Source organism: Prescottella equi, assembly GCF_002094305.1.
Lineage (GTDB): Bacteria > Actinomycetota > Actinomycetes > Mycobacteriales > Mycobacteriaceae > Prescottella > Prescottella equi.
Genome location: NZ_LWTX01000003.1, coordinates 543,691 through 565,852, shown reverse-complemented (window position 1 = coordinate 565,852; position 22,162 = coordinate 543,691). Strand labels below are relative to the sequence as shown.

The window sequence follows — 22,162 nt, the reverse complement described above, 5'->3', positions numbered from 1 at the left end:
AGGAAAGAGACTAATGGGTCGAATCTCCGCGCAGAAGGTAGTGCGCGTGGCTAACGAACGATCGGCCGAGTCCACGCGGGGCGGGCTCGGCCGATCGGCGGACGGGTCAGCGTCCCGGCACGTACTTCATGGCCTTGATGAAGGGCGGCAACAGCTTGGCCCAGACCTTGGCCGGCAGCCACCGCGGACCGCCGAGATTGACCACCCTGGTGGTCGCGACGGTCTGCGCCTCCGTGTACTTGAGCAGACCTTCGGCGCCGTGGCGGCGGCCGACGCCCGACACCCCCATGCCGCCCATCGGGGCGGCGGTGCTGCCCCAGGTGGGGCCGTAGCCCTCGTCGACGTTGACGGTGCCCGCCATGACGCGGGCCGCGATGGCCTCGCCCTCGGCGTGGCTGCCCGCCCATACGCTCGCGTTGAGCCCGTAGTCGGTGTCGTTGGCGCGCGCGATGGCCTCCTCGACGTCGGCGACCGGGTAGATCGACACCAGTGGCCCAAACGTCTCGTTCGCGTAGCACTCCATCTCGGGCGTGACCCCGGTGAGCACCGTGGGCTCGTAGAACAGCGGCCCGAGGTCCGGCCGCGCCTTGCCGCCGGCGACGACGGTGGCACCCTTGGCCACTGCGTCGTCGACGTGTCCCGACACGGTCTTGACCTGGTCCTCGGACACCAGGCTGCCCATCTCGATGCCGAACTCGTAGCCGGGGGCCAGGGTCATGTTCCGGACGCGTTCGCCGAACTGGCGGATGAACTCGGGGGCGATCGCCTCCTCGACGTAGATCCGCTCGACGGAGATGCACAGCTGGCCGGAGTTCGAGAAGCACGCGCGGACGGCGGCATCGGTGACCTCGCGCAGATTCGCGCCCTTCGCGACGATCATCGGGTTCTTGCCGCCCAGCTCGGCCGAGAAGCCGATCAGCCGCCGGCCGGCCTGCTCGGCGAGCAGGCGTCCGGTCGCGGTGGAGCCGGTGAACATCAGGTAGTCGGTGTTCTCGACGAGCGCGGTGCCGACGACGGAACCGGGGCCGGGCACCACCGCGAACAGCTCCCGGGGCAGACCTGCCTGGTACAGCAGCTCGGCGCACGCGAGCGCACAGTACGGCGTCTGGCTGTCCGGCTTGATCACCACGGCGTTACCCGCGAGCAGCGCGGCGATCGCGTCGGACACCGCGAGCGTCATCGGGTAGTTCCACGGCGAGATGACCCCGACGACGCCCTTCGCGTGGTGCCGGACGACGGTCTTGGTCAGCCCCGGCAGCATGCCCTGAACCCGCTTGGGGCGCAGCAGCTTCGGCGTGAGGCGCGCGTAGTACCGGGAGGTCATCGCGATGTCGAGGACCTCCTCCTGTGCCGACGCGCGGGACTTGCCGGTCTCGGCCTGCGCCATGTCCATCAGCGCGTCCTTGTGCTCGAGAACCAGGTCGCGGTAGCGGAGGAACACCTCGGCCCGCTCGACCGGGGACCGCTTCTCCCACGCCTTCTGGGCAACTCGGGCCCGCTCGATCGCGGCGAGCGCGTCGGCCGCGGTACCGACCGGGACGGTCGCGAGCTCACGCCCGGTGAACGCTTCGACCACCGGGCGCGTCGGGCGGTCCGCGGCATCCGGGATGGCGATGAGAGCGGCGAGGCGGGCGAACGTCGCCGCAGACGGAGCGGGCATCTTCGTACTCCTACTGGTGAGTAGATTTCGAGTTACACACAACCTACCCCGTCCGTGGCCATCGTCACAGGAATCGGTGCGCGATCCACGTTCTCGCCGAGCGGGCCCGGCACACCGAAGCTCAGCGAACCCCCGGCGGGTTCTGCTGCTGCAGCACGGTCCACCCGATCGCTCCGATGGCCGCCGCGGCAGCGCCCGCGATACCGACCCACATCAGCGGGGAGCTCGACGATCCCGCGTCGGACGATCCGAGGCTGCCGAGCGAGCCGTTGCCGCCGGAATCCGGCGCCGGGAAGGTGATCTCCCCGTCGTGTTCGCGCTCGACCGCACCGCTCTCGAGCGCGACGTGCGCGCGCCACGGCCCGGCGGGTAGTTCGGCGCTGTCCGGGAGGCGGAATCGCACCTTCGCGCCGGCTCCGGCGGCGACGACCACCTCGTCGGCGTACAGCGGCCCGAGGGTCCTGCCGGCGGGCCCGTCGGTCAGCGTGAGTTCGCCGCCGACCTCGGTGGCCCAGCCACCGGTGTTGCGGACGTCGGCGACGACCACCGCCTGGCCGGCGGCGTCGCGTTCGGCGGTCAGACCGTCGATCGTGAAGTCCGCGGTCGTTCCGGCGCCGGGCCCCACCCGGACGTCCATGCGGACGCCGACGCGCGACGTCGACACCACCCCGCCGCCGCCGGGGGCGGCAGGTTGCGCCCACACCGTCGCGTAGCGGTCCCCGGTGGGTGCGTCCGCCGGGATGTTGACGGTCACCTTCACGTCGGCTCCCGCGCCGGGTGCCAGTGTGACTCGCTGCTTGTCCAGACCGGTCCACGACGTGAGCCGGTTGGTACTGCCGGGTTCCCCGATCGTGTAGACGCCGCTTCGCATCCAGGCCGCACCGACGTTGACGTCCACTGTTCGAGTCGTCGAGTCGCCGTTCACGACCCGCACCGTTCGCTGCAGTCCACTGCCCGGGGCGAGAGTGCCGACGATCTCGGTTTCCCAGTTCGGAAAGGCCGGGTCGGACGGCGGGTTCACCAGCCCGATACCGATCCCGCCCGACCCGGTTTCGGCGTGGACGACCGTCGTCGACGCCGCCGTGAACGACGCGATCAGGGCCAGCAGGGCAAGGAGGTTCCGCAACAGAGGACGCATGGACACGCTTTCGTGAGATGCCGATGGTGGCGGGGCGCGGACTACACCGCGGAGTGGGTCAGGGTCGCGCTGTAGTTGCCGAGCGTCACGCCGTCGGAGACGTCGATCCGGAGCGAGGGCGTCCACAGGAACGTGACGTCGGGCCAGTTGTGGCGGGCGATCCCCACCACGGGTTTGATCGAGTCCAGCGACTGTGGGCCGGTGCTCACGAATCCCATGGTTCCGCCGGTCGCCGTGTAGGTCACGGCGGACCTCGGGATGGTCGTGGTCCCGTTGGTGACGTTCGAGATCGAGGCGGACACGGTGACCGATCGGCCCGTGCCGCTGCGCCGGTCCCGGACGCCGGACACGGCCACCGTGCCGGTGACGTCGTCCTGTCCGTTCGCCCAGAGCATGGGAGCGCTTCTCGGAACGAACAGTTCGAGAGGCCCTTCCTGACCCCCGACCGTGAACGTGACGTCGGTGGCACCGTCGGTCGCGGCCATGGCCGTACCGGCGACCGATCCCGGCACGACTACCGCCGACACCACGGCTGCGGCGCCGAACACCGCTGTCGCCTTGCGCATGCTCGCCCTTCGATGAGGATTACGGACCCCGGGCAAACGAGACGGTGGTCACGTTGCACGCGAAGCGCCCCATTTCAACAAACATTCGGACGCTTGTCCAGATTCGTGTGCAACTCCGCGCCGGACGCGGGGCAGTGCTCGTTCAGCCCGCCGACACGATCTCCTCGGCCCAGCGGTGGTCGGCCTTGCCGGTCGGCGACCGTCGGATCGAAGACACGAGAACCACCGACCGCGGAATGCGGGAAGCTCGCGCCGCCCTCCTCCACCTGCCCATGTCACCCGGGACGGCCAGCGCACGAGCGTTCGACAGGGTCGAAACCGTTGCCTCGGTGGGCCGTCAAGATCCTGTCAAGACCGGGTCGGGCACCTTGCCGGGCCCTGAACGGGCGAGCAATGCTTTGAACATGTGTTCAGCGATGGCTGTGCCGGCGGATCGGGACCTCAACACCCGTGCGCGCATCCGCGACGCGGCGATCCGGGTATTCGGAGCGCAGGGGTTCGATGCGGGTGTCCGCGCCGTCGCCACCGCGGCCGGTGTGTCCCCCGGCCTGGTCAACCACCACTTCGGTTCCAAGCAGGGGCTGCGGGCGGTGTGCGACGCGCACGTCCTCGACGTCATCGTCACCGAGAAGCGTGAGGTGCTCACTGCGAGCGGCCCGGCGCGGATGCTGGCGGCGCTCGGCGAAATCGAGCGGTACGCACCCTTGGTCGCCTATCTCGTCCGGTCGTTCCAGGCCGGCGGCCACCTCGCCGCGTCCCTGTTCGAGCACATGGTGGCCGGTGTCGAGGGCTACCTCGAGGCGGCTGTCGACGAAGGTCGGGTCCGGCCGAGTCGCACCCCCACCGCGCGCGCCCGGTACCTCGCGATGAACAGCCTCGGCTCGACACTGCTGTATCTCCAGATGCACACGGCTCCAGACGGTTCGGTGGACGTCGCCGGTGCGATCCGGGAGATGACCGACGAGATCATGCTCCCCGCCCTCGAGCTCTACACCGACGGGCTGTTCACCGATTCCTCGATGCTCGACGCCTACACCCACCACGCAACCTCGGAGGAGCCGGCATGACCACGATCATCGAAGTCGCCCAGTTGCAGAAGACGTTCGGCACCACCCGAGCCCTCGACGGCCTGGACCTGACGGTTGGCCAGGGTGAGGTCCACGGCTTTCTCGGTCCCAACGGCGCCGGCAAGTCCACGACGATCCGGGTGCTGCTCGGCATGCTGCGGGCGAACAGCGGCACCGCGACACTGTTCGGGCGCGATGCGTGGCGCGACGCCGTGTCCCTGCACCGCGAGGTCGCCTACGTGCCCGGCGATGTCACGCTGTGGCCGTCGCTGACGGGTGGCGAGATCATCGACCTGCTGGCGCGGATGCGCGGCGGACTCGACGCCGCACGTCGGGCCGACCTGATCGAGCGGTTCGACCTCGACCCCCGCAAGAAAGCGCGGTCGTACTCGAAGGGCAACCGGCAGAAGGTGGCGGTGATCTCGGCGTTCTCGTCGCACGCGCGGCTGCTCCTGCTCGACGAACCCACGTCCGGCCTGGACCCGTTGATGGAGAAGGTGTTCCGCGACTGTATCGCCGAGGCCCGTGCCCGCGGTGTGACCGTACTGCTGTCGAGCCACATCCTGTCCGAAGTGGATGCGCTGTGCGAGAAGGTCACCATCATCCGGGGCGGGCGAGCGGTGGAGTGCGGGTCCATCGCGTCCATGCGGCATCTGAGCCGAACCTCCATCACGGCCGAACTCCTCGGCAACGCAGGCGATCTGAGCCGGATCCCGGGTGTCGAGGACATCCGCTTCGACGGCCGGACACTGCACTGCCAGGTGGATGCCGAAAGCCTCGGCATGCTCATTCGCACGCTGGGCGACATCGGGGTCCGGAGCCTGGTCAGCACCCCGCCGACGCTCGAGGAGCTGTTCCTGCGGCACTACGAACTCTCGGAGGAGGTGCGGGTATGACCACCACCGCGACGCCTGCGGTCGCCGACGCGGCCGTACCGGTCCGATCCCCGTTCACCGGCACCGCCGCCCTGGTGCGCCTGGCGCTGCGGCGCGACCGAATCGTCCTGCCGCTGTGGGCCATCGTCATCGGACTGCTCCCGACCGTCTACGGCAAGGCGATCATGGGTCTGTACACCACCCAGAGTCAGCTCGACGCCTTCGCGGCCTCGACGGCCACACTGAAATCCGAGATCGCCCTGGTGGGGCCGATCTTCGGGTCCAGTGTGGGCGCGTTGACGACGTGGCGTGCCGGTTACCTGTTCACCTTCCTGGCCGTCGCCGTGATCCTCACGGTCGTGCGGCACACGAGGACCGAGGAGGAGACCGGACGCACCGAGCTGCTCGACTCGACGGCGGTGGGGCGATACGCGGGACTGACGGCGGCGCTTCTGGTGGCCGGGTCCGGAGCCGTCGTCAGCGCGGTCGTCGCTGCCGTCGGGCTGGCGGCGATCGGGCTCGGCGGAACCGGGGCGGTCGCGTTCGGTGCCGCCGTGCTCGGTGTCGGGACCGTCTTCGCCGGCGTCGCGGCCGTTGCGGCGCAGGTGAGTACGTCGGCCCGTCTCGCTCGGGGCATCTCGTTCGGGGTACTCGCGGTCGCCTTCCTGCTGCGCGCCGTCGGTGACGCCGGATCGGGAACACTGTCGTGGCTGTCGCCGATCGGGTGGTCGCAGCAGGTGCGCCCCTACGCGGACGAACGCTGGTGGGTGCTGCTGCTGCCGGGCGTCACCGCTGTCGTGCTCGCCGCCGTCGCGTACCGAACGCTCGCCCGCCGCGACCTCGGCGCGGGCCTCATCGCGGAACGGCCCGGTCCGGCGACGTCACCACCGTCGCTGTCCGGGCCGGTCGGACTGGCGTGGCACACACAGCGCGGGCCGCTCGCCGCGTGGACGGTGGGGCTGGCGATGTTCGCACTCGTGATCGGTGGTGCCGCCCACGGCGTCAGCGACCAGCTCGGCAGCAGCGAGACGGTCCTCCAGGCGCTCGCCCGGCTCGGTGGCACACAGGCGATCGAGGACTCGTTCATCGCGCTGGGGTTCACCATCTTCGGGCTCGTCGCCGGCGCCTACTCCGTTTCCGCGACCCTGCAGCTGCACGACGAGGAGGAGACGGGCCGCGCCGAGTCGGTGCTGGCCGCGGCGATCTCCCGCGTGCGCTGGGCGACGAGCCACGTCGTGTTCGCGCTCGCCGGGCCGGCCGTCGCGCTCACAGTCGCCGGGCTCGCGGCCGGACTCGCGTACGGCGCGTCGATCGGCGACGTCGGCGGTCAGGTGCCCCGCATCCTCGCCGCCGCACTGGTGCAACTGCCGGGGGTGTGGGCGCTGACCGGCATCACCGTCGCGATGTTCGGCCTCGTGCCGCGCTTCGCCCCCGCCGCGTGGGGTGTGTTCGCGGCGATGATGACGCTCTACGTGTTCGGGATGGTCGCGGACCTGCCACAGTCGCTGCTCGATCTCGTCCCGTTCCTGCACCTGCCGCGGCTGCCGGGCGGCGAGTTCCAGGCGGCGCCGATCCTGTGGCTGCTGGGGATCGCGGCGGCACTGCTGGCCGTCGGGCTCGCGGCACTGCGCCGGCGGGACCTGCGTTGAAGTCAGGTGTCGGCGCCGCCCAGCAGTCCTTGCAGCCGGGCGAGTTCACCGTCGGTGAGTTCCACCCCGTGCACGGCGAGGGCCCAGTCGAAACTCCTCGTCGACCAACGGTGCACCGGTTCGGCGATGCGCAGCATCCACGGCTCGTCCGAACGTGGGCGCCGGGTGAGGAACCCGGAGACCGCGCGGTCGCTGCCCAGCGTCGCCTCGAAGGCGCCCGTGCGCTCGTCGAGTGTGTGCAGGTACTGCACACTCAGATCGGCCCGGACGTCGACGACCATGGGCTCACCGGAGACGTTGGCGCGGAACCAGTTCCGTCTCCTGTTCGCATCCGCCTCATGCTCGGCGCGCATCTGCCGCTGCCGCTCCTCCGCGGAACGGACCGGTCCCGCGTACGTGAACAGGCGGTCGTCGAACGTTCCGCCGACCTCGAACTCGACCCACTCGTCGACGACACCGGCACCGTCGTTGCGGCTCTGCAGCAACAGGCCTGTCTCCCGGTCGACCACGATCCGGATCGGGAACGGTTTGTGCGGCGGCGGCGCCAGGTCGAGCGTCCACGCTTCGCGCCCCAGGAACACCGTCGTGTCGATCGGTCCGGTCGGTCTCGTGAAATCGTCACCGATCCAGTCGGTCGCCGGCCGCCGCTCGAGCAGTTCGGTGCCGTCGCCGAGATACCGCACATCGGACGTCGACGTACTCGAGCGGCGGCTGACCGTCGGAGAACCGCCAGCTGGTGTGCCCGTCGGAGATCATCAGTGGCGTACCGTCCATGCGTTCCACCCGCAGCCGCGGGCCGTGTCGCCACACCCGGGCGCCGTCGTCCCCGGCCCCGCCGCCGGTGAGTACCACCGGCCGCATCCCGGACATCCAGCCGAAACCGTCGCGGCGCGCATCGTCGTCGGAGTATCTGCACCGGACCACCCCGTGCACCGGCAGGTCCGGCCCGTCGACCATGCGGACGAGCACCTCCACCCACGACACGTCCCCCGTCATGTGATCCCTCCCGACCAGCCCCGCGAACGGGAATCCACGGTACGCATTCGAGACCGAACCGTGCCGTGAATTCCCGTTCGGGGGTTGCCCCGGGGTTCCTAAACTCGGGACCATGACAGCTTCGCGCGCGTCAGACGAGGTCGTGGACTGGACCAGGATCGAGGAGCGGGCGCCGACGGTCGCCCGGATGTTCGTCGATCGGGTGGCGGCGTCACCGGGGTCCGAGGCGTTCCGTCACCCCGGGCCGGGTGGCGAGGGCTGGGTGAGCGTGACGTGGTCGGAGGTGGGCCAACGCGTCAGACGACTCGCGGCCGGTCTCATCGCGCTGGGTGTGCAGTCCGAACAGCGGGTGGCACTCGCCTCTGCGACCCGCTACGAGTGGGTGCTCGCGGACCTCGCGGTGATGTGCGCGGGCGCCGCCACCACCACCGTCTATCCGACGACCACTGCCTCCGACGTCGCGTTCATCGTCGCGAACTCGGGCAGCCGGATCGTCGTCGCCGAGGACGATGCGCAGCTGGCCAAGTTGCGCGAACACCGCGAGGAGATCCCCGACGTCGCTCGCGTCGTCCTGCTCGACGGCACCGTTCCGGACGACGACTGGGTGATCGGGTTCGACGAACTCGCCGCCCTCGGTGAGCGTCTGCTGGCAGAGCGGTCCGACGTCGTCGACGAGCGGATCGCCGGCATCTCCCCCGACAGCCTCGCCACACTGATCTACACGTCGGGCACCACCGGCCGCCCCAAGGGTGTGCGGCTGCCCCACTCCGCGTGGACGTACGAGGCCGCGGCGATCGACGCGACCGGCATCCTCGACGCCGACGACCTCCAGTACCTGTGGCTGCCGCTGTCCCACGTGTTCGGCAAGGTGTTGCTGACGTTGCCGCTGCAGATCGGGTTCGCGACGGCGGTCGACGGCCGGGTCGACAGGATCGTCGACAACCTCGCCGTCGTGCGGCCGACCTTCATGGGCGCGGCGCCGCGAATCTTCGAGAAGGCGCACGCCCGGATCGAGGGGACGGTGCGGGCGGAAGGCGGCATCAAGGAGAAGATCTTCGACTGGGCGATGGGTGTGGGCCTCGCCGCATCCAAGGCGCGGCAGTCCGGAAACTCGTTGTCCCGCATGCAGAAGGCCCAGTACGCGATCGCCGACCGTTTGGTGTTCCAGAAGATCCGAGACCGCTTCGGCGGTCGGCTGAAGTTCTTCATCTCGGGCTCGGCGGCGTTGGATCGTGATGTGGCGCAATGGTTCGACGCGGTGGGAATCGTGGTCCTCGAGGGTTACGGGTTGTCCGAGACCAGCGCGGCGTCGCTCGTGAACCGGCCGTCCGCCTACCGGTTCGGTACCGTCGGCTGGCCGATCCCCGGCACCGACGTGAAGATCGCCGAGGACGGCGAGATCCTGATCAAAGGTCCCGGTGTGATGAGCGGGTATCACGAGAATCCGCAGGCCACGGCGGAGGCGTTGGAGCCGGACGGCTGGTTCCACACCGGCGACATCGGGACGGTCGACGCGAACGGGTTCCTGCGGATCACCGACCGCAAGAAGGACATGTTCAAAACCTCCAACGGGAAGTACGTGGCACCGTCGGCCATCGCCGCCACGTTCAAGGGGATCTGCCCGTACGTCGGCGAGATCATCGTGCACGGCGAGGGGAAGTCGTACTGTGTCGCGCTCATCAGTCTCGACGGCGAGTCCATCGCCGAGTGGGCGGTGGAGAACGGGATGGGTGACAAGCCGCTGCGCGAGATCGCCTCGGCCGGTCCCACGGTCGCGATGATGAGCGCGTACGTCGACCAACTCAACGCCGGGCTCAACCGGTGGGAGCAGATCAAGCGCTTCACGATCCTCGAGCGCGAGCTCACCGTCGAGAACGGCGAGATCACTCCCAGCATGAAACTCAAGCGCAAGAAGGTGGTCGACAACTTCTCGGATCGGATCAGCGAGCTGTACGGCTGAGCGACTCCAGCGCGGTCGCCTTCGCGGCCCGGCGGTCGGTCTTGCCGCCCGGCCCCACGTCGAGCCTCGCGACGGTGACGACATACTCCGGCAGGTATTCGGCGGTGACACCGCGCGATCGCAGCCACCGTGCGAGCGTCTCGGTATCGAGTTCACCGCCGGCGACGGGAACGACGACGGCGCAGGCGCGTTCGCCGAAGATCTCGTCGGGCACACCGACCACTGCCACCTCCGACACCGACGGATGCTCGCCGACGAGTTCCTCGATCTCGACGATCGAGATGTTCTTGCCGCCGCGGATCACGAAATCGGCTGTGCGGCCCACCACCCGAACCCGGTCGTGCTCGTCGATCTCCACGATGTCGCCGAGCATCATCCAGCCGTCCTCGGTGTACAACTCGGCGTTCGCGGCCGGATCCGACCAGTACCCGGCGGACACCAGCGGACCGCGGACGGCGGGCCGACCGCGCCGCGGACGCCCCGAACACTCGGCGCCGGAGTCGTCGAGGACCCGCACGTTCGCCGACCCGAGCACGTGGCCGCACGTGCGCAACCTCGTCTCGACGTCGTCGTCGAGTGTCGTGCGGCTCACGACACCGGCCTCGTTGGATCCGTAGAACTGCAGCACCTTGGCGCCGGTGCGCTCCTCGAACGCGCGGGCATCCCGGTAGGGCACCGGCTCACCCCCGGTGTAGAGGACACGCAGACTCGACAGATCCCGGTGCCGGGCCGCCTCGGAACGCAGCAGCATCCGGAACTGGGTACTGACGCAGCACAGTACGGTCACCCGTTCGCGTTCGATCATCGTCGCCATCTCGTCGACGTCGAACCGGCCGGTCACCACCACCGGGACACCGAGCAGCGCCGGGAGGAAGTGCGCCGACCACAACCCGAAGCCGAAGGGTGCCGGAACGACGGAGCAGACGACGTCGCCCGGCCCGATCCGGCCGCCCAGCATCGCCTCCCGCGCAAACTCGACCCACTTGCGTTCGTCGTGGGCAACCACCTTCGGCAACCCCGTCGTTCCGGACGTCGAATTGAGGATCGTCACCTCGGACGTGGTGAACGCGGCACCCGCGGGCGCCGCGGCACCGGGTACGCCCGGGCCGAGACGATGACGGTCGACGACACCGCTCTCTTCCTCTACCACGACAACATCCCTCGGCAATACCCCGTACTCGCGCAACTCCTCGACGAGTCCCCGCCACGACCGGCCACGGATATCCGGTGCCGTCACGAGAACCGTTGCGCCGGTGCGCCGCATGATGTGCGCGACCTCCCGGACGCCGGACCGCGCCCCGATCGCCGCCGCCACGCGGCCGGCTCGGTAGCACCCGCACAGAGCCGCGTGGACGCCGGCCGTGTCGGGCAACAGCAGGGCCGCTCGGGAGCGGAACCCTCCGGCGGTCACGCGAAGTCCGCGGGCCACCGCATCGGCCAGGCGGTCGTACTCGGCCCACGTCGTCGTCCGACCCGGTGTCACGAACGCGGGGTGGTCGGGGATCTGCCGGGCCCACTCCCGGACCACGTCGCTGATCGGCACGTCGGCGTAGTGTTCTGGTACTTCGGCGAACCCACCTGGGCGAAGCTGCTGTCCGGTCACTGGTCGCTACCTCGTGATGCCCGTCATCGACATCCTCCTGAGAAGTCTCGATCGACCCGTACGGTCGGTCACGATCGGTTGCACTCACACCCTTCGTCGGCGCTGCCACCGGACCGTGAATGCCTACCTGTACTTCCGCAGCTCCTGCCGAGCGACGCTCCGGATGTGTACCTCGTCCGGCCCGTCTGCGATGCCGAGGATGCGTGCGCTCGCCCACATCCGTGCGATCGGGAAGTCGTCGGTGACTCCGCCGCCGCCGTGGCACTGGATCGCCCGGTTGAGCACCGACCTGGCGACGCGGGGACCGATCACCTTCACGGCGGCGATCTCGATCTGCGCGCCCTTGGCGCCCACCCGGTCGATCATCCACGCGGTCTTGAGTACCAGCAGTCGAGCCTGCTCGATCTCCATGCGGGACTCGGCGATCCAGGTGCGGACCACGCCCTGGTCAGAGATCGGACCGCCGAAGGCGTTGCGTGCCATCGTGCGTCGCACCATGAGTTCCAGTCCGCGCTCGGCCATACCGATGCAGCGCATCGCATGGTGGATGCGGCCCGGGCCGAGCCGGGCCTGGGCGATCGCGAAGCCCTCGCCTTCACCGGCGAGCATGTTGGTCAGCGGAACCCGGACGTCGGTGAACTGGATCTCCGCGTGTCCCTGCTGGTCGTGGTAGCCGAAGATCGGCAGCGAACGGATGATCTCGACACCGGGCGTCGCAACGGGGACGAGAATCATCGACTGCTGCCGGTGCGGTGCGGCATCCGGATCGGTCTTCCCCATCACCACGAGAATCTCGCACCGCGGATCGGCGGCGCCGGTGGTCCACCACTTGCGTCCGTTGATCACGTACTCGTCACCGTCGCGCACGATCGACGTCGAGATGTTGCGGGCGTCCGACGACGCGACGTCCGGTTCGGTCATCGCGAAGCCGGACCGGATGCGGCCGTCGAGCAGCGGTTCGAGCCACCGCTGCTTCTGTTCGGGCGTGCCGAACATGTGCAGGATCTCCATGTTGCCGGTCGACGGCGCGGAGCAGTTGAGGGCTTCCGGTGCGATGTACGGCGACCGGCCGGTCACCTCGGCGATGTGGGCGTAGTCGAGGTGCGTCAGCCCGGAGAGTGCGGGCAGGAAGAGGTTCCACATGCCCTGCCGGCGGGCCTCGGCCTTGAGTTCCTCCACGATGGGCGGCAGCACGTGGCTGCGCGGCCCGGACGCCTCCAGCTGCTCCGCGTACACCGGCTCGGCCGGGTACACGTACTCGTCCATGAACGCCTCGAGGCGCTTGACGATGTCCCGGGCTTCCGGGCTCGGCGACAGGTCCATCCGTCAGCTCCTCCCACTCGTGAGAACGACCTTGCCGCGCGCGCGGCGGCCCATCACCACGTCCAGCGCCGCGGCTGCGTCCGCCAGCGGATAGGTCTCGCTGACGTGTGGACGGAGCGCGCCGCGGTCGTACCAATCGAACAGCCGACGCATGTTCGCGGCGTTGCGCTCGGGGTAGCGCTTGGCCCACGCCCCCCACAGCACGCCGTGGAGGGCACCGCCACTGACGAGTAGTCGGTTCATACCCACCTTCGGGATGTCACCGGACGCGTATCCGACCGTGAGATACCTTCCACCCCAGCACAACGCGCGCACCGCCGTCTGCGCATGCTCGCCACCGACCGGGTCGTACACGACGTCGACGCCGCCGGGCGCCTCGTCGGCCAGTCGCGTCTTCAGGTCATCGGCGGAATAGTCGATCAGCTCGTCGGCACCGTGATCGCGACACAGCGCCAGCTTGTCGTGGCTGGACGCCGCCGCGATCACGCGAGCGCCCAACGCCTTTCCGATTTCGACAGCGGTCAGACCGACACCACCGGACGCGCCCAGCACCAGCAGCGTCTCCCCGGCCGCGAGGTCGGCCCGGTCGACCAGCCCGTGGTACGACGTCCCGTAGGTCACCACGAAGCCCGCGGCATCGACGTACGACATCGAGTCCGGGATCGGGAACACCATCGTCGCTGGCACCGTCACCAGTTCCGCGTAGCCGCCCATCCCGCAGAATGCCAGCACCCGGTCGCCGACAGCGACACCGTCGACGTCGGCGCCGAGGGCCCGGACGACGCCGGCGACCTCGGATCCCGGCACGAACGGCAGAGCCGGTTTGGTCTGGTAGTTCCCGGACACGACGAGTCCGTCGGGGAAGTTGACGCCTGCCGCGTGCACCTCGACGAGCACCTCGCCCGGACCGGGCTCCGGGTCGGCGATGTCCCTGTACTGCAGTACCTCCGGAGCACCGAGTACTTCACACAGTTGGACCTTCACGCCGCTGCTCCAGCCACGAACGTCGCCCACGCCTTGACCGCGAGCCCGCCGGTCTGACGGGCACAGTCGAGTTCGAGGTCGACCTTGGTCTCACCGCCCTCCTCGTATCGACGCAGGATCTGCGCGGTGCAGGTGAGCACGTCGTCGGGCCACACCTGCTCGAGGAAGCGCACGCGGAACGACCGAACGTTCTCGGCGCCGAGCCAGTCGGTGGCGTAGGTGGCCAGCAGCCCGGCTTGGAACATGCCCACCGAGAACGGGCTCTTGTAGCCGGCAGCCTCCGCGTAGGTCTGGTCGTGATGGATGGGGTTCATGTCCCCGGACGCCCCCTGGTAGCGGACGAAGTCGGTGCGGCTCACCGGTCCGACGGTCCAGGGCTCGGGAACGGTCAGGGTCGCGGTCATCATGCCTCCGTCGCGGGTCGGGCGGTCTCGACACCGGTCATGGTCGCGCGGGCCACGAGTGTGCCTGTGGAGTCGACGAAGTCGGTGACCATCACCGCGAACGTCATCTCACCGCCGCGCCGGCCCTGCTTGGTGTAGACGTCGGTGATCCGGGAGGTGCACCGCAGGCGCGTGCCGGCCTTCGGCGGGGGGCCGAAGAACTCGTACTGCTGCTCGGCGTGCAAACCACGCTTGCCGTCGAGTTCCACAGCCTTCCAGGGGTTTCCCTCCGGCGGCTGCCAGTGCAGTGTGGTGGTGAGGAACGTCGGCGGGGAGACCGCGTCCTCACGTTCGAGGTAGTCGGGGTTGGTCGAGTGCGTCGCTCGTGCGAACTCGCGGACCTTGCCCCGCTCGACGTCGAGGTCGAACGGTACGCCCTCGACTCCGACGGCATCTGCGTTTGCCATGTTCTCTCCAGATGGGTTGTGTCGGTATGGTTCGGACTCAGACGAGTCCGCTCATCTCCTGCACCAGTTCGTCGACGGTCCAGCGGGCGCCCTTGTCGAGGACCTTCCCGTACTGCCAGCCCAGGAATTGCCGGATCTCGCCGCCCTTGGCGTAGAACACCGATCCGTTCGCCGGGCACTGTTCGGTGAGGAGGTAGGCGACGACGGGCGAGACGTTCCCGGGGTGGTAGACGTCGAACTCGTTGGGGTCGGCGGGTTTCGCGACCATGTCCTTGATGCCGGGCACGTTCTCGGTCATCCGGGTGCGGGCCACGGGGGTGATGGCGTTGGCACGAATCCCGTAGCGCTCCAACTCCTGCGCGAGGATCACCGTGAGCGACGCGATGCCGGCCTTGGCGGCGCCGTAGTTGCTCTGCCCGACTGCGCCGAGCAGCCCGGACGTGCTCGATACGTTCACGATCGACGCCTTGACGTCGTCTCCGGCCTTCGACCGGTCGCGCCAGTGCGCGCCGAACACGCGACACGGCGCGAACGTGGCCCGCAGCTGCCCGGTGATGACGTCGTCCCACTCGTCTTCACTCATGTTGACGAACATGCGATCTCGCAGCACACCGGCGTTGTTCACCAGGCCGTGCACTTCACCGAAGCTGCCGAGCGCGGTGTCGAGCAGGCTCTGCGCGCCCTCGATGGTCGTGACGTCCGCGGTGTTCGCGACCGCGGCACCGCCTGCCGTGGTGATCTCGTCCGTGACCTGATGCGCGAGCGACGGGTCCGCGCCTTTGCCGTCCGGCCCGGCGCCGGTGTCGTTGACGACCACCCGGGCGCCCTCGGCGGCGGCCAACAGCGCGTGCTCGCGACCGATACCGCGACCGGCACCGGTCACCACGATCACTCGATCCTTCAACTGGTTCATCAGATGTCTCCTCGTGGAAGTGTGAGTTCGGTTGTGCGCTCGGCGCGCTCGTCCACAGCGGTGAGCCGGCGAAGTACGGACTCCGCCTCCCGCACGATCCGGTCGATCAGTTCGGCACAGCTCGGGACGTCGTCGATGAGGCCCACCACCTGCCCGGTTGCCATCACGCCGATGTCTGCGTTGCCGTCGACCAGCGCCGACCGGTAGAGCATCGGCGCGTTCGCGGCCATGACCACCTGCCGCCAGCCGAGTTCGTGGCTCTTCTTCATCTCGAGCCCCTCGCGGATCATGTCCTTCCACGGCGTTCCCGACAGACGCTGGAACGCAACGGCATTGCGCAGCGCTCTCAGCATGCGCTGGGGTCCGCGGGTGGACTCGAGCTGGTCGATCGTGCCGGCGCGCAGCACCCGCTGCGGCACACCGTCGATCTCCAGTGTCACGACGGTGTCGTTCACCGACTTCGACAGGTAGACGTCCTTGACTGCCTGCGCTACCGGGGAATCGCTGGTCAGCATGAAGCGGGTGCCCATCGCGATGCCGTCGGCGCCGTACGCGAGGGCCGAGACCAGGCCGCGGCCGTCGAAGTAACCGCCCGCGGCGATCACCGGGATGTCGACCGCGTCGACCACCTGCGGCAGCAGCAGGCTGGTCGGGACGGCGCCGGTGTGGCCGCCGCCCTCGCCGCCCTGCACGACGACGGCGTCCACGCCCCACTCGGCGACCTTCTCCGCGTGCCGGCGGGCACCGATCGACGGCACCACCACCAGTCCGGCGTCCTTGAGCTTCGCGATCAGGTCCCGCTTGGGGGCCAGCGCGAACGACGCCACCTTGACCCCGGACCGGATCAGCAGATCGAGTCGCTTGTCGATGTCTTCCTGATTGGCGCGCAGGTTGACACCGAAGGACGCGTCGGTCCGGTCCTTGACGTAGTGGATCGCCTGCTCGAGTTCGTCGTAGCTCAGCATGCCGCCGGCGATGATCCCGAGACCGCCCGCCGCGGCGGTGGCCGCGGTGAGCTTGGCGTCGGAGACGTAGCCCATGCCGGTCTGCACGATCGGGTACTTCACGCCGAACAGGTCGCAGACCCGGGTGTGCAGCGCGTTGCGGCTCGATTCGACGGTGGTCACGCGGGAACCTCCTTGTCGCGCAGGTTGCGGGGATCGATCACGGTGCGGATCAGTTCCAGCTCCTCCGCACTCGGGGCGCGTGTCTGCGGCACCGAGTCCGGGATCACCAGATCGAACCCGGTGGCCGCGACGACGTCGTCGACGGTGACGCCCGGGTGCACGGAGAGCAGGCGTAGCCGCCCCGAGTCCGGGGTGAAGTCCAGGACTGCCAGATCCGTGACCACTCGGCGCAATTGGTGATACCGAGTGGCCGCCGGTCCGGCCTTGCGGGCGTTGTCGTTGCCCACACCGGACACCATGTCGACCTTGGGCACGAACACCCGGGTGCTGTGCTTGGGCACCCAGTAGCTGGTCGGGTGGTAGACGGTGTTTCCCGGGGCACCACGGACACCGAGAAGCTGCACGGACGGCCGGTCGTGGTCCCCGATCGCGGAGATGTTGCAGTTGCCGTACGTGTCGAGCTGGGTCGGGATCATCATGATGTGGCGCTTGCCGTTCCACACCAGATCGAAGATCTGGTTGAAGGGCAGCCACGCCTCGACCTCGCCGTCGGCGGGGCCGCCGACCGCCCACGTCCCGCGCACCGCCGCGGCCTCGCCGTCCGACACCACCAGGTCGGGTTCGAACGTGTGCCGCGCGAGGCGGACGCCGATCGCCGGGATGGTGCCGAAGGCACTGGCGATCACCTCGCCGTTGCCGCGATACGCCTCGGCGCACGCCACCGCACACACTTCCGCCCGCGTCGCTGCACTCATGCCGAAGCCTCCTCACGCGCGCCGCGCACCGCGCGCTGGTACTCCGCCTCCGGGACCGCCAGGTAGCGGTCCACGAACGCCTGCCACTTCTCCGGGTCCTTGGCCGCCGTGACGTACTCCCGCTGGAACGCCTCGTCGCGGGCGTAGTCCGGCACACACGACGTGAAGTGCGCGCCGCCGGGCGCGGCCACCACGCCGGACACCAGCAGGCGGGGGATCCGGATCGTCGACGGATGCGCGTCGGCGGTGAGTTCGGCGGTCGGCACGATGCGTTCGCACGAGACGTACACCTGCTCGGCCGCCATGCAGAACAGGTCGTCGAAGTACAGGTCCGGGCCCAGGTATTGCGCGTTGCCGTGCACGTCGGCTCGGTTCATGTGCACCAGCGCCGCGTCGAGCGGGATCGCCGGCATCGCGACGAGGGTCTCGTCGCCGTAGGGGTCTGTGACCGTGCGCAATTCGGGGTTGACACGCATGACGTCCGATCCGAGCCCCGCCCGCGTCGGCAGGTACGGCAGTCTGATGCCGGCCGCGTACAGCCCCCACTGCAACATGCCCTCGTCGTACTCGGCGACCTCGACACGCCCGCCCTGACGTGCGGCGCGGAAGTGAGGATCGAGTGGGATCGAGTCCAGGGACACGAACCCGAACACGACCTTGCGCACCTTGCCCGCCGCGCACAGCAGGCCGACGTCCGGGCCGCCGTAGGACACGACGGTGAGATCGTCGAGGTCCGAGCGCAGGATCTCCCGCACCAGCGACATGGGTTTGCGGCGGGATCCCCAGCCGCCGATTCCGATGGTCATACCGGACCGCAACCGGCCGACCGCCTCTTTCTCCGACATTCTCTTGTCCGACAAATCGATCCATCCTTCGTATGCGTCCCGACTGCGGGCCCGCGTCCCTTCGGGTCCTCGCGTATCAAACATTTGCTACCTGTCGCCGCGGGATCACGGCACGTAGATCCGCATCCATTCCAGTCCCCGAGCCATCGCGTTCTCGGGCCCCTCCTCGTCGATCACCGGGCCGAGCAGTTCCAGATCGACCAACCCGGTGTATCCGAGCGCGCCCACCTCGGACACCATCCGGTCGAGGGGGATGCTCCCCTCCCCCGGAACCCGGCGGTTCGGCACCGACGTCGCGTCGACGTGGCGATCGCCGATCTGCACGATCCGAATGGCGTCCAGGTTGTCGCCGATGGTTTGCATCAAACCCCGCTCCTGCCAGGCCGAACACAGGTCCACCATGAGCCCCACTTCCAACCGTCGGCCCAGCGCAGCGATGTCCGCGACACTGTGGGTGAAGCTCATCGCCGACCGGATCGACATCGTGTTCTCGAGCGCGAGACCGACGCCCCGTTCCTGCGCGTACTCCACGAGCGGACCGAACCGGTCCACCGCCGCGTCCGCGGCCTCCTCCCAGGAGAGACGGCCCGATCCACCGGAGGTGAAACACACCGTGGGGGCGCCGATCTCCGCCGCGGCGTCGACCGCTCGTTCGAGCGTGGACAACACGCGTTCCCATCCGCCACCGTCGTGCATCGCGCGGCAACCACCCGCGATGAACTCCGGCCGCAGGCCGGACGCCCGGATCGTCTCGACCGACTCGTTCCAGCCCTGACCGGCCATGGTCGCCGCCAGTACCCCGAAGCGGTCCGCTCCGATGCGGCGCAGCATCGCCAACGACTCCCCGAGCGGAAGGTCGGCCGTCGCCGCGAGACAGACACTGAGCGCGGACCGGCGGTCCACATCCGTGATCGAGGGAGAGTGCTGCACGAATCCTCCTGTCGCAGAGCAGGTGACAATGCCGAGATCGTGGTGCAAACGGAATGTAGCAAATGTTTGATGCGCCGTATAGTCTCGCTCTCGTACCGGCGGTTCGCACACGCCGAGCGCCGGCTCTGCCCCTACCGGAAAGGCAGCCGATGACCAGCACCACCGACCCCGGGATCCGCGACGACGCGGTGTCCCGGTGGTTCACCGAGCACGTCGACGACGCAACGGGACCACTCCGTTTCGAGCGCATCGCCGGCGGCCGGTCGAATCTGACCTACCTGGTACAGGGCGCCGACGGCGCCCGGTGGGTCCTGCGCCGCCCACCCCTGGGGATGGCGCGCTCACGCGCCCACGACGTCCTCCGCGAGGCGGAGGTGCTCGAGCGCCTGCGCAGCACCCCGGTGCCGGTCCCGGTCGTCGTCGGCACCTGTGACGACGATGCCGTGACCGGCGCGCCGTTCTTCGTCATGAACCACCTCGACGGCGTCGTGCTCCGCGATCCCGACACCGTGACGTCGGTGGTGCCCGCCGACCGGCGGCCGTCCGTCGCGGCCGAACTGGTCCGCGCCCTGGCCGCCCTGCACGCCGTCGATCCCCGCGACGTCGGCTGGGGCGGCCTCGCCGACCGGGACGACTATCTGGCCCGGCAGCTGCGGCGCTGGTCGACGAACTGGGCACAGGACCGCGTCCGCGTCCTCGACGACATCGGACGCGCCCACGACCGCCTGCTCGAACGTATTCCCCGGCAGGGCTCGGCGCGGATCGTCCACGGCGACTTCCGCCTCGACAACTGCCTGTTCACACCCGACGGCACGATCGGCGGGATTCTCGACTGGGAGCTGACCACGGTCGGCGATCCACTCGCCGACCTCGGCCAGCTACTGGCGTACTGGGCGCAGCCCGACGACGAGGTGTGCGCGCTCGAGAATCCGCCCACCCGGGTGCCGGGATTTCCGACGCGCGACGACCTGGTGGAGCAGTATCTCGCTGCCGTCCGACCGGACACGGTGCCCGACATCGACTTCTACGTCGCCTACAACTGGTGGAAGATCGCGTGCATCGTCGAAGGCGTTTACACCCGCACACTGCGCGGCGCGATGGGCGCGAGCGACCGCTCGCCGGAGAGCTTCGGCGCCCAGGCCGAGCGGCTCGCGGCCCAGGCCTGGTGTTACGCGAGCAAGCTCTGATCAGATCGGCGCGCCGGAGGTAGGCCTACGCTGCGTCGAAGCTCCTCCGGCACGCGGACCGTCCCGGCGAGCGCGCGTGGAACCACCCTCCGGAAGCAAATGTTTGCTGCCGATAGAGTCGACTTGGACAACACGACTGCCCGAACACCGGGCCGTTTCGATTTCGGAGGTAGGCATGGAGTGGTCGGAGCGCCACACCTTGATCATGGAGCAGGCCGCCGCCCTGTTCGCCACGAAGGGCATCGCCGGGACCAAGGTCCGCGACATCGCCGACGGCGTGGGCATCCTCTCCGGCAGCCTGTACCACTACTTCCCGTCCAAGGACGCGATAGCCGAACTGATCGTCACGCAGTATCTCGACGCCCTCGTCGACGAGTACAAGGCGATCCTCGCGTCGTCGAACGGACCACGAGAACGCCTCGACGACCTCGTCAAGGCGTCGTTCCGGGTCAGCCAGGCGCATCCGCACGCGTCCGAGATCTACCAGAACAACGGCACCTATCTGCGCAAGCTGAAGTCGCACCGCAAGATCCGCGATGCCGCGCGCACCACCAAGGACGCGTGGATGACGGTGATCGAATCCGGCATCACGTCGGGCGAGTTCCGCGCGGACCTGCCGGCCGAGGTGCTGTACGGCCTCATCCGCGATGCCGTCTGGTTGTCGTTGCGCTGGTTCTCGCCCACCGCCGAGTTCGGCATGGACCACCTGGCCGACTCCGTGGTGTCCGTCTTCCTGGAAGGCATCGAAGCCCGGCACTGATCCGCGTCGCAGTTCGGGAACCGGCCCGCTCTACCCTGGACTCATGTCGGCACCTTCGCGCCCCACCTTCGGGCAGTACGTGGGCTACCAGTTCGGGCGCACGCTCCCGGACTCGCTGCAGGACTGGGTCCGCCGGGACCTGGTGGGCCCCGGGGCGTCGGCACGGTACCTGATCCGGTTCACCCTGCCGGTGCTGCCGATCCTCGCCCTCTTCCTGTTGATCCCCGGCCCGATCTGGGTTCCGCTGGCGATGATGGCGCTGCTGTTCATCCCGCTCGTCTACTTCGCGGTGGCCCTGATGCAGGTGTACCGGCGGCATCGGCTGCACAGCCACGGACTCGATCCGGACCTGGTGGCCGAGAAGGCGCAGCGCCGCGCCGACCGGGTGCGCGACGACTACGAACGTCGCCACGGACGCGCCTGACCACCGCAAGTTACCGGCGGGTCAATTATGGTTGACGGGCGAACCGACGAAGGGAAGAAACCATGAGTGAGCAGGTAGCGACCGCCGATCTGGCCGACGAGATCGGTCCGGACATTCGCAGCTGCGACACCCAGTTCATCCAGTTCGGTGCCCGGGCGGTCTTCTCCGGCCCGATCACCACCATCAAGTGCTTCCAGGACAACCTGCTGGTCAAGCAGACGCTCAGTGAGCCGGGCAACGGCGGCGTCCTCGTCGTGGACGGCGACGCGAGCGTCCACACCGCCCTCGTCGGCGACATCATCGCCGGACGCGGCGTCTCCAACGGCTGGGCGGGCGTGATCGTCAACGGCGCGGTCCGCGACTCGGCGATCCTCCGCACCCTCGACATCGGCATCAAGGCGCTGGGCACCAACCCGCGCAAGAGCACCCAGACCGGCTCCGGCGAGAAGAACGTGCCCGTCTCCTTCGGCGGCGTCACCTTCAACCCGGGTGAGACGGTCTACAGCGACGACGACGGCGTCGTCGTCCGGTAGGCGGCTTCGCCACCCGT

The 22,162-nt window shown here is 69.0% G+C and carries 23 protein-coding genes; 8 read left to right on the top strand and 15 right to left on the bottom strand.

The genetic code is table 11. The features are described 5' to 3' along the window. Positions 1–106 precede the first annotated feature (106 nt). The 3 genes from A6I89_RS11940 to A6I89_RS11930 form a co-directional block, all read right to left on the bottom strand. Entirely contained in the window at positions 107–1,702 is a 1,596-nt protein-coding gene (locus A6I89_RS11940) for a succinic semialdehyde dehydrogenase (protein WP_255221278.1), read from the bottom strand. A gap of 79 nt (positions 1,703–1,781) precedes the next feature. Beyond that, the gene (locus A6I89_RS11935) at positions 1,782–2,798 is read right to left on the bottom strand and encodes a hypothetical protein (protein WP_022593287.1); all 1,017 of its coding nucleotides are present in this window, start codon (positions 2,796–2,798) and stop codon (positions 1,782–1,784) included. A gap of 41 nt (positions 2,799–2,839) precedes the next feature. Then, on the bottom strand, positions 2,840–3,364 hold the full coding sequence (locus A6I89_RS11930; RefSeq protein ID WP_022593286.1) for a hypothetical protein: 525 nt from the start codon (positions 3,362–3,364) through the stop codon (positions 2,840–2,842). A 416-nt stretch (positions 3,365–3,780) separates the two neighbouring features. Between A6I89_RS11930 and A6I89_RS11925 the strand changes: the two genes are divergently transcribed. From A6I89_RS11925 to A6I89_RS11915, 3 genes are read left to right on the top strand one after another with little or no spacing between them, the layout of a single operon-like run. After that, positions 3,781–4,431, top strand: a complete 651-nt coding sequence (locus A6I89_RS11925; protein ID WP_005516462.1) for a TetR/AcrR family transcriptional regulator — start codon at positions 3,781–3,783, stop codon at positions 4,429–4,431. Continuing rightward, positions 4,428–5,327 (top strand): ABC transporter ATP-binding protein, encoded by a 900-nt coding sequence (locus A6I89_RS11920; RefSeq protein WP_022593284.1) that lies wholly within the window; start codon positions 4,428–4,430, stop codon positions 5,325–5,327. Before A6I89_RS11925 ends, A6I89_RS11920 begins: the two co-directional genes overlap by 4 nt. Then, positions 5,324–6,955, top strand: a complete 1,632-nt coding sequence (locus A6I89_RS11915; RefSeq protein ID WP_022593283.1) for an ABC transporter permease — start codon at positions 5,324–5,326, stop codon at positions 6,953–6,955. The genes A6I89_RS11920 and A6I89_RS11915 overlap by 4 nt, the downstream gene beginning before the upstream one ends. Before the next feature lie 2 nt (positions 6,956–6,957). Here A6I89_RS11915 and A6I89_RS11910 read toward each other — a convergent pair whose 3' ends face one another. Both A6I89_RS11910 and A6I89_RS24850 read right to left on the bottom strand, forming a co-directional pair. Beyond that, positions 6,958–7,638 (bottom strand): hypothetical protein, encoded by a 681-nt coding sequence (locus A6I89_RS11910; RefSeq protein WP_232244832.1) that lies wholly within the window; start codon positions 7,636–7,638, stop codon positions 6,958–6,960. Continuing rightward, positions 7,574–7,951 (bottom strand): hypothetical protein, encoded by a 378-nt coding sequence (locus A6I89_RS24850; protein ID WP_232244831.1) that lies wholly within the window; start codon positions 7,949–7,951, stop codon positions 7,574–7,576. The genes A6I89_RS11910 and A6I89_RS24850 overlap by 65 nt, the downstream gene beginning before the upstream one ends. 112 nt (positions 7,952–8,063) lie before the next feature. Between A6I89_RS24850 and A6I89_RS11905 the strand changes: the two genes are divergently transcribed. After that, a complete protein-coding gene (locus tag A6I89_RS11905) occupies positions 8,064–9,911 on the top strand; it encodes an AMP-dependent synthetase/ligase (RefSeq protein WP_044990205.1) in 1,848 nt (615 codons plus the stop codon). Here the strand turns inward: A6I89_RS11905 and A6I89_RS11900 are convergent. The 10 genes from A6I89_RS11900 to A6I89_RS11855 form a co-directional block, all read right to left on the bottom strand. After that, positions 9,892–11,454: a class I adenylate-forming enzyme family protein gene (locus A6I89_RS11900; RefSeq protein ID WP_232244828.1), complete on the bottom strand. Its 1,563-nt coding sequence runs from the start codon at positions 11,452–11,454 to the stop codon at positions 9,892–9,894. The two genes, A6I89_RS11905 and A6I89_RS11900, sit on opposite strands and share 20 nt — an antisense overlap. 183 nt (positions 11,455–11,637) lie before the next feature. After that, on the bottom strand, positions 11,638–12,837 hold the full coding sequence (locus A6I89_RS11895; protein ID WP_022593277.1) for an acyl-CoA dehydrogenase family protein: 1,200 nt from the start codon (positions 12,835–12,837) through the stop codon (positions 11,638–11,640). Positions 12,838–12,840: 3 nt separating this feature from the next. After that, positions 12,841–13,821, bottom strand: a complete 981-nt coding sequence (locus A6I89_RS11890; protein ID WP_022593275.1) for an NADPH:quinone oxidoreductase family protein — start codon at positions 13,819–13,821, stop codon at positions 12,841–12,843. Next, positions 13,818–14,228: a MaoC/PaaZ C-terminal domain-containing protein gene (locus tag A6I89_RS11885; protein ID WP_044990203.1), complete on the bottom strand. Its 411-nt coding sequence runs from the start codon at positions 14,226–14,228 to the stop codon at positions 13,818–13,820. Before A6I89_RS11885 ends, A6I89_RS11890 begins: the two co-directional genes overlap by 4 nt. After that, positions 14,225–14,671: an FAS1-like dehydratase domain-containing protein gene (locus tag A6I89_RS11880; protein WP_022593271.1), complete on the bottom strand. Its 447-nt coding sequence runs from the start codon at positions 14,669–14,671 to the stop codon at positions 14,225–14,227. The genes A6I89_RS11885 and A6I89_RS11880 overlap by 4 nt, the downstream gene beginning before the upstream one ends. 37 nt (positions 14,672–14,708) lie before the next feature. Further along, positions 14,709–15,584 carry an SDR family oxidoreductase gene (locus A6I89_RS11875; RefSeq protein WP_022593269.1) on the bottom strand — a complete coding sequence of 292 codons (876 nt, stop codon included), beginning with the start codon at positions 15,582–15,584 and terminating at the stop codon, positions 14,709–14,711. Continuing rightward, positions 15,584–16,711: an NAD(P)H-dependent flavin oxidoreductase gene (locus A6I89_RS11870; protein WP_022593267.1), complete on the bottom strand. Its 1,128-nt coding sequence runs from the start codon at positions 16,709–16,711 to the stop codon at positions 15,584–15,586. The genes A6I89_RS11875 and A6I89_RS11870 overlap by 1 nt, the downstream gene beginning before the upstream one ends. Further along, complete coding sequence (locus A6I89_RS11865) at positions 16,708–17,466, bottom strand: CoA-transferase subunit beta (RefSeq protein WP_022593266.1); 759 nt, start codon at positions 17,464–17,466, stop codon at positions 16,708–16,710. The genes A6I89_RS11870 and A6I89_RS11865 overlap by 4 nt, the downstream gene beginning before the upstream one ends. Then, a complete protein-coding gene (locus tag A6I89_RS11860; protein ID WP_022593264.1) occupies positions 17,463–18,326 on the bottom strand; it encodes a CoA transferase subunit A in 864 nt (287 codons plus the stop codon). Before A6I89_RS11860 ends, A6I89_RS11865 begins: the two co-directional genes overlap by 4 nt. A gap of 90 nt (positions 18,327–18,416) precedes the next feature. Next, entirely contained in the window at positions 18,417–19,241 is an 825-nt protein-coding gene (locus A6I89_RS11855) for a sugar phosphate isomerase/epimerase family protein (protein ID WP_022593262.1), read from the bottom strand. Positions 19,242–19,390: 149 nt separating this feature from the next. Between A6I89_RS11855 and A6I89_RS11850 the strand changes: the two genes are divergently transcribed. The 4 genes from A6I89_RS11850 (at position 19,391) to rraA (ending at position 22,145) form a co-directional block, all read left to right on the top strand. Further along, a complete protein-coding gene (locus A6I89_RS11850; RefSeq protein ID WP_022593260.1) occupies positions 19,391–20,428 on the top strand; it encodes a phosphotransferase family protein in 1,038 nt (345 codons plus the stop codon). 175 nt (positions 20,429–20,603) lie between these two features. Beyond that, positions 20,604–21,188, top strand: coding sequence for a TetR/AcrR family transcriptional regulator (locus A6I89_RS11845; RefSeq protein WP_022593258.1), 585 nt, complete (start codon positions 20,604–20,606; stop codon positions 21,186–21,188). Positions 21,189–21,231: 43 nt separating this feature from the next. Continuing rightward, positions 21,232–21,612, top strand: a complete 381-nt coding sequence (locus A6I89_RS11840) for a DUF5313 family protein (protein ID WP_005516481.1) — start codon at positions 21,232–21,234, stop codon at positions 21,610–21,612. A gap of 62 nt (positions 21,613–21,674) precedes the next feature. Then, positions 21,675–22,145 carry a ribonuclease E activity regulator RraA gene (rraA, locus tag A6I89_RS11835; protein ID WP_005516483.1) on the top strand — a complete coding sequence of 157 codons (471 nt, stop codon included), beginning with the start codon at positions 21,675–21,677 and terminating at the stop codon, positions 22,143–22,145. Positions 22,146–22,162 lie beyond the last annotated feature (17 nt).

Excerpts from the sequence above, each read along its gene's own strand:
- A6I89_RS11935 (WP_022593287.1), bottom strand. The coding sequence starts at position 2,798 with ATGCGTCCTCTGTTGCGGAACCTCCTTGCCCTGCTGGCCCTGATCGCG.
- A6I89_RS11930 (WP_022593286.1), bottom strand. The coding sequence starts at position 3,364 with ATGCGCAAGGCGACAGCGGTGTTCGGCGCCGCAGCCGTGGTGTCGGCG.
- A6I89_RS11925 (WP_005516462.1), top strand. The coding sequence starts at position 3,781 with ATGGCTGTGCCGGCGGATCGGGACCTCAACACCCGTGCGCGCATCCGC.
- A6I89_RS11920 (WP_022593284.1), top strand. The coding sequence starts at position 4,428 with ATGACCACGATCATCGAAGTCGCCCAGTTGCAGAAGACGTTCGGCACC.
- A6I89_RS11915 (WP_022593283.1), top strand. The coding sequence starts at position 5,324 with ATGACCACCACCGCGACGCCTGCGGTCGCCGACGCGGCCGTACCGGTC.
- A6I89_RS24850 (WP_232244831.1), bottom strand. The coding sequence starts at position 7,951 with ATGACGGGGGACGTGTCGTGGGTGGAGGTGCTCGTCCGCATGGTCGAC.
- A6I89_RS11905 (WP_044990205.1), top strand. The coding sequence starts at position 8,064 with ATGACAGCTTCGCGCGCGTCAGACGAGGTCGTGGACTGGACCAGGATC.
- A6I89_RS11895 (WP_022593277.1), bottom strand. The coding sequence starts at position 12,837 with ATGGACCTGTCGCCGAGCCCGGAAGCCCGGGACATCGTCAAGCGCCTC.
- A6I89_RS11885 (WP_044990203.1), bottom strand. The coding sequence starts at position 14,228 with ATGATGACCGCGACCCTGACCGTTCCCGAGCCCTGGACCGTCGGACCG.
- A6I89_RS11880 (WP_022593271.1), bottom strand. The coding sequence starts at position 14,671 with ATGGCAAACGCAGATGCCGTCGGAGTCGAGGGCGTACCGTTCGACCTC.
- A6I89_RS11875 (WP_022593269.1), bottom strand. The coding sequence starts at position 15,584 with ATGAACCAGTTGAAGGATCGAGTGATCGTGGTGACCGGTGCCGGTCGC.
- A6I89_RS11865 (WP_022593266.1), bottom strand. The coding sequence starts at position 17,466 with ATGAGTGCAGCGACGCGGGCGGAAGTGTGTGCGGTGGCGTGCGCCGAG.
- A6I89_RS11850 (WP_022593260.1), top strand. The coding sequence starts at position 19,391 with ATGACCAGCACCACCGACCCCGGGATCCGCGACGACGCGGTGTCCCGG.
- A6I89_RS11845 (WP_022593258.1), top strand. The coding sequence starts at position 20,604 with ATGGAGTGGTCGGAGCGCCACACCTTGATCATGGAGCAGGCCGCCGCC.
- A6I89_RS11840 (WP_005516481.1), top strand. The coding sequence starts at position 21,232 with ATGTCGGCACCTTCGCGCCCCACCTTCGGGCAGTACGTGGGCTACCAG.
- rraA (WP_005516483.1), top strand. The coding sequence starts at position 21,675 with ATGAGTGAGCAGGTAGCGACCGCCGATCTGGCCGACGAGATCGGTCCG.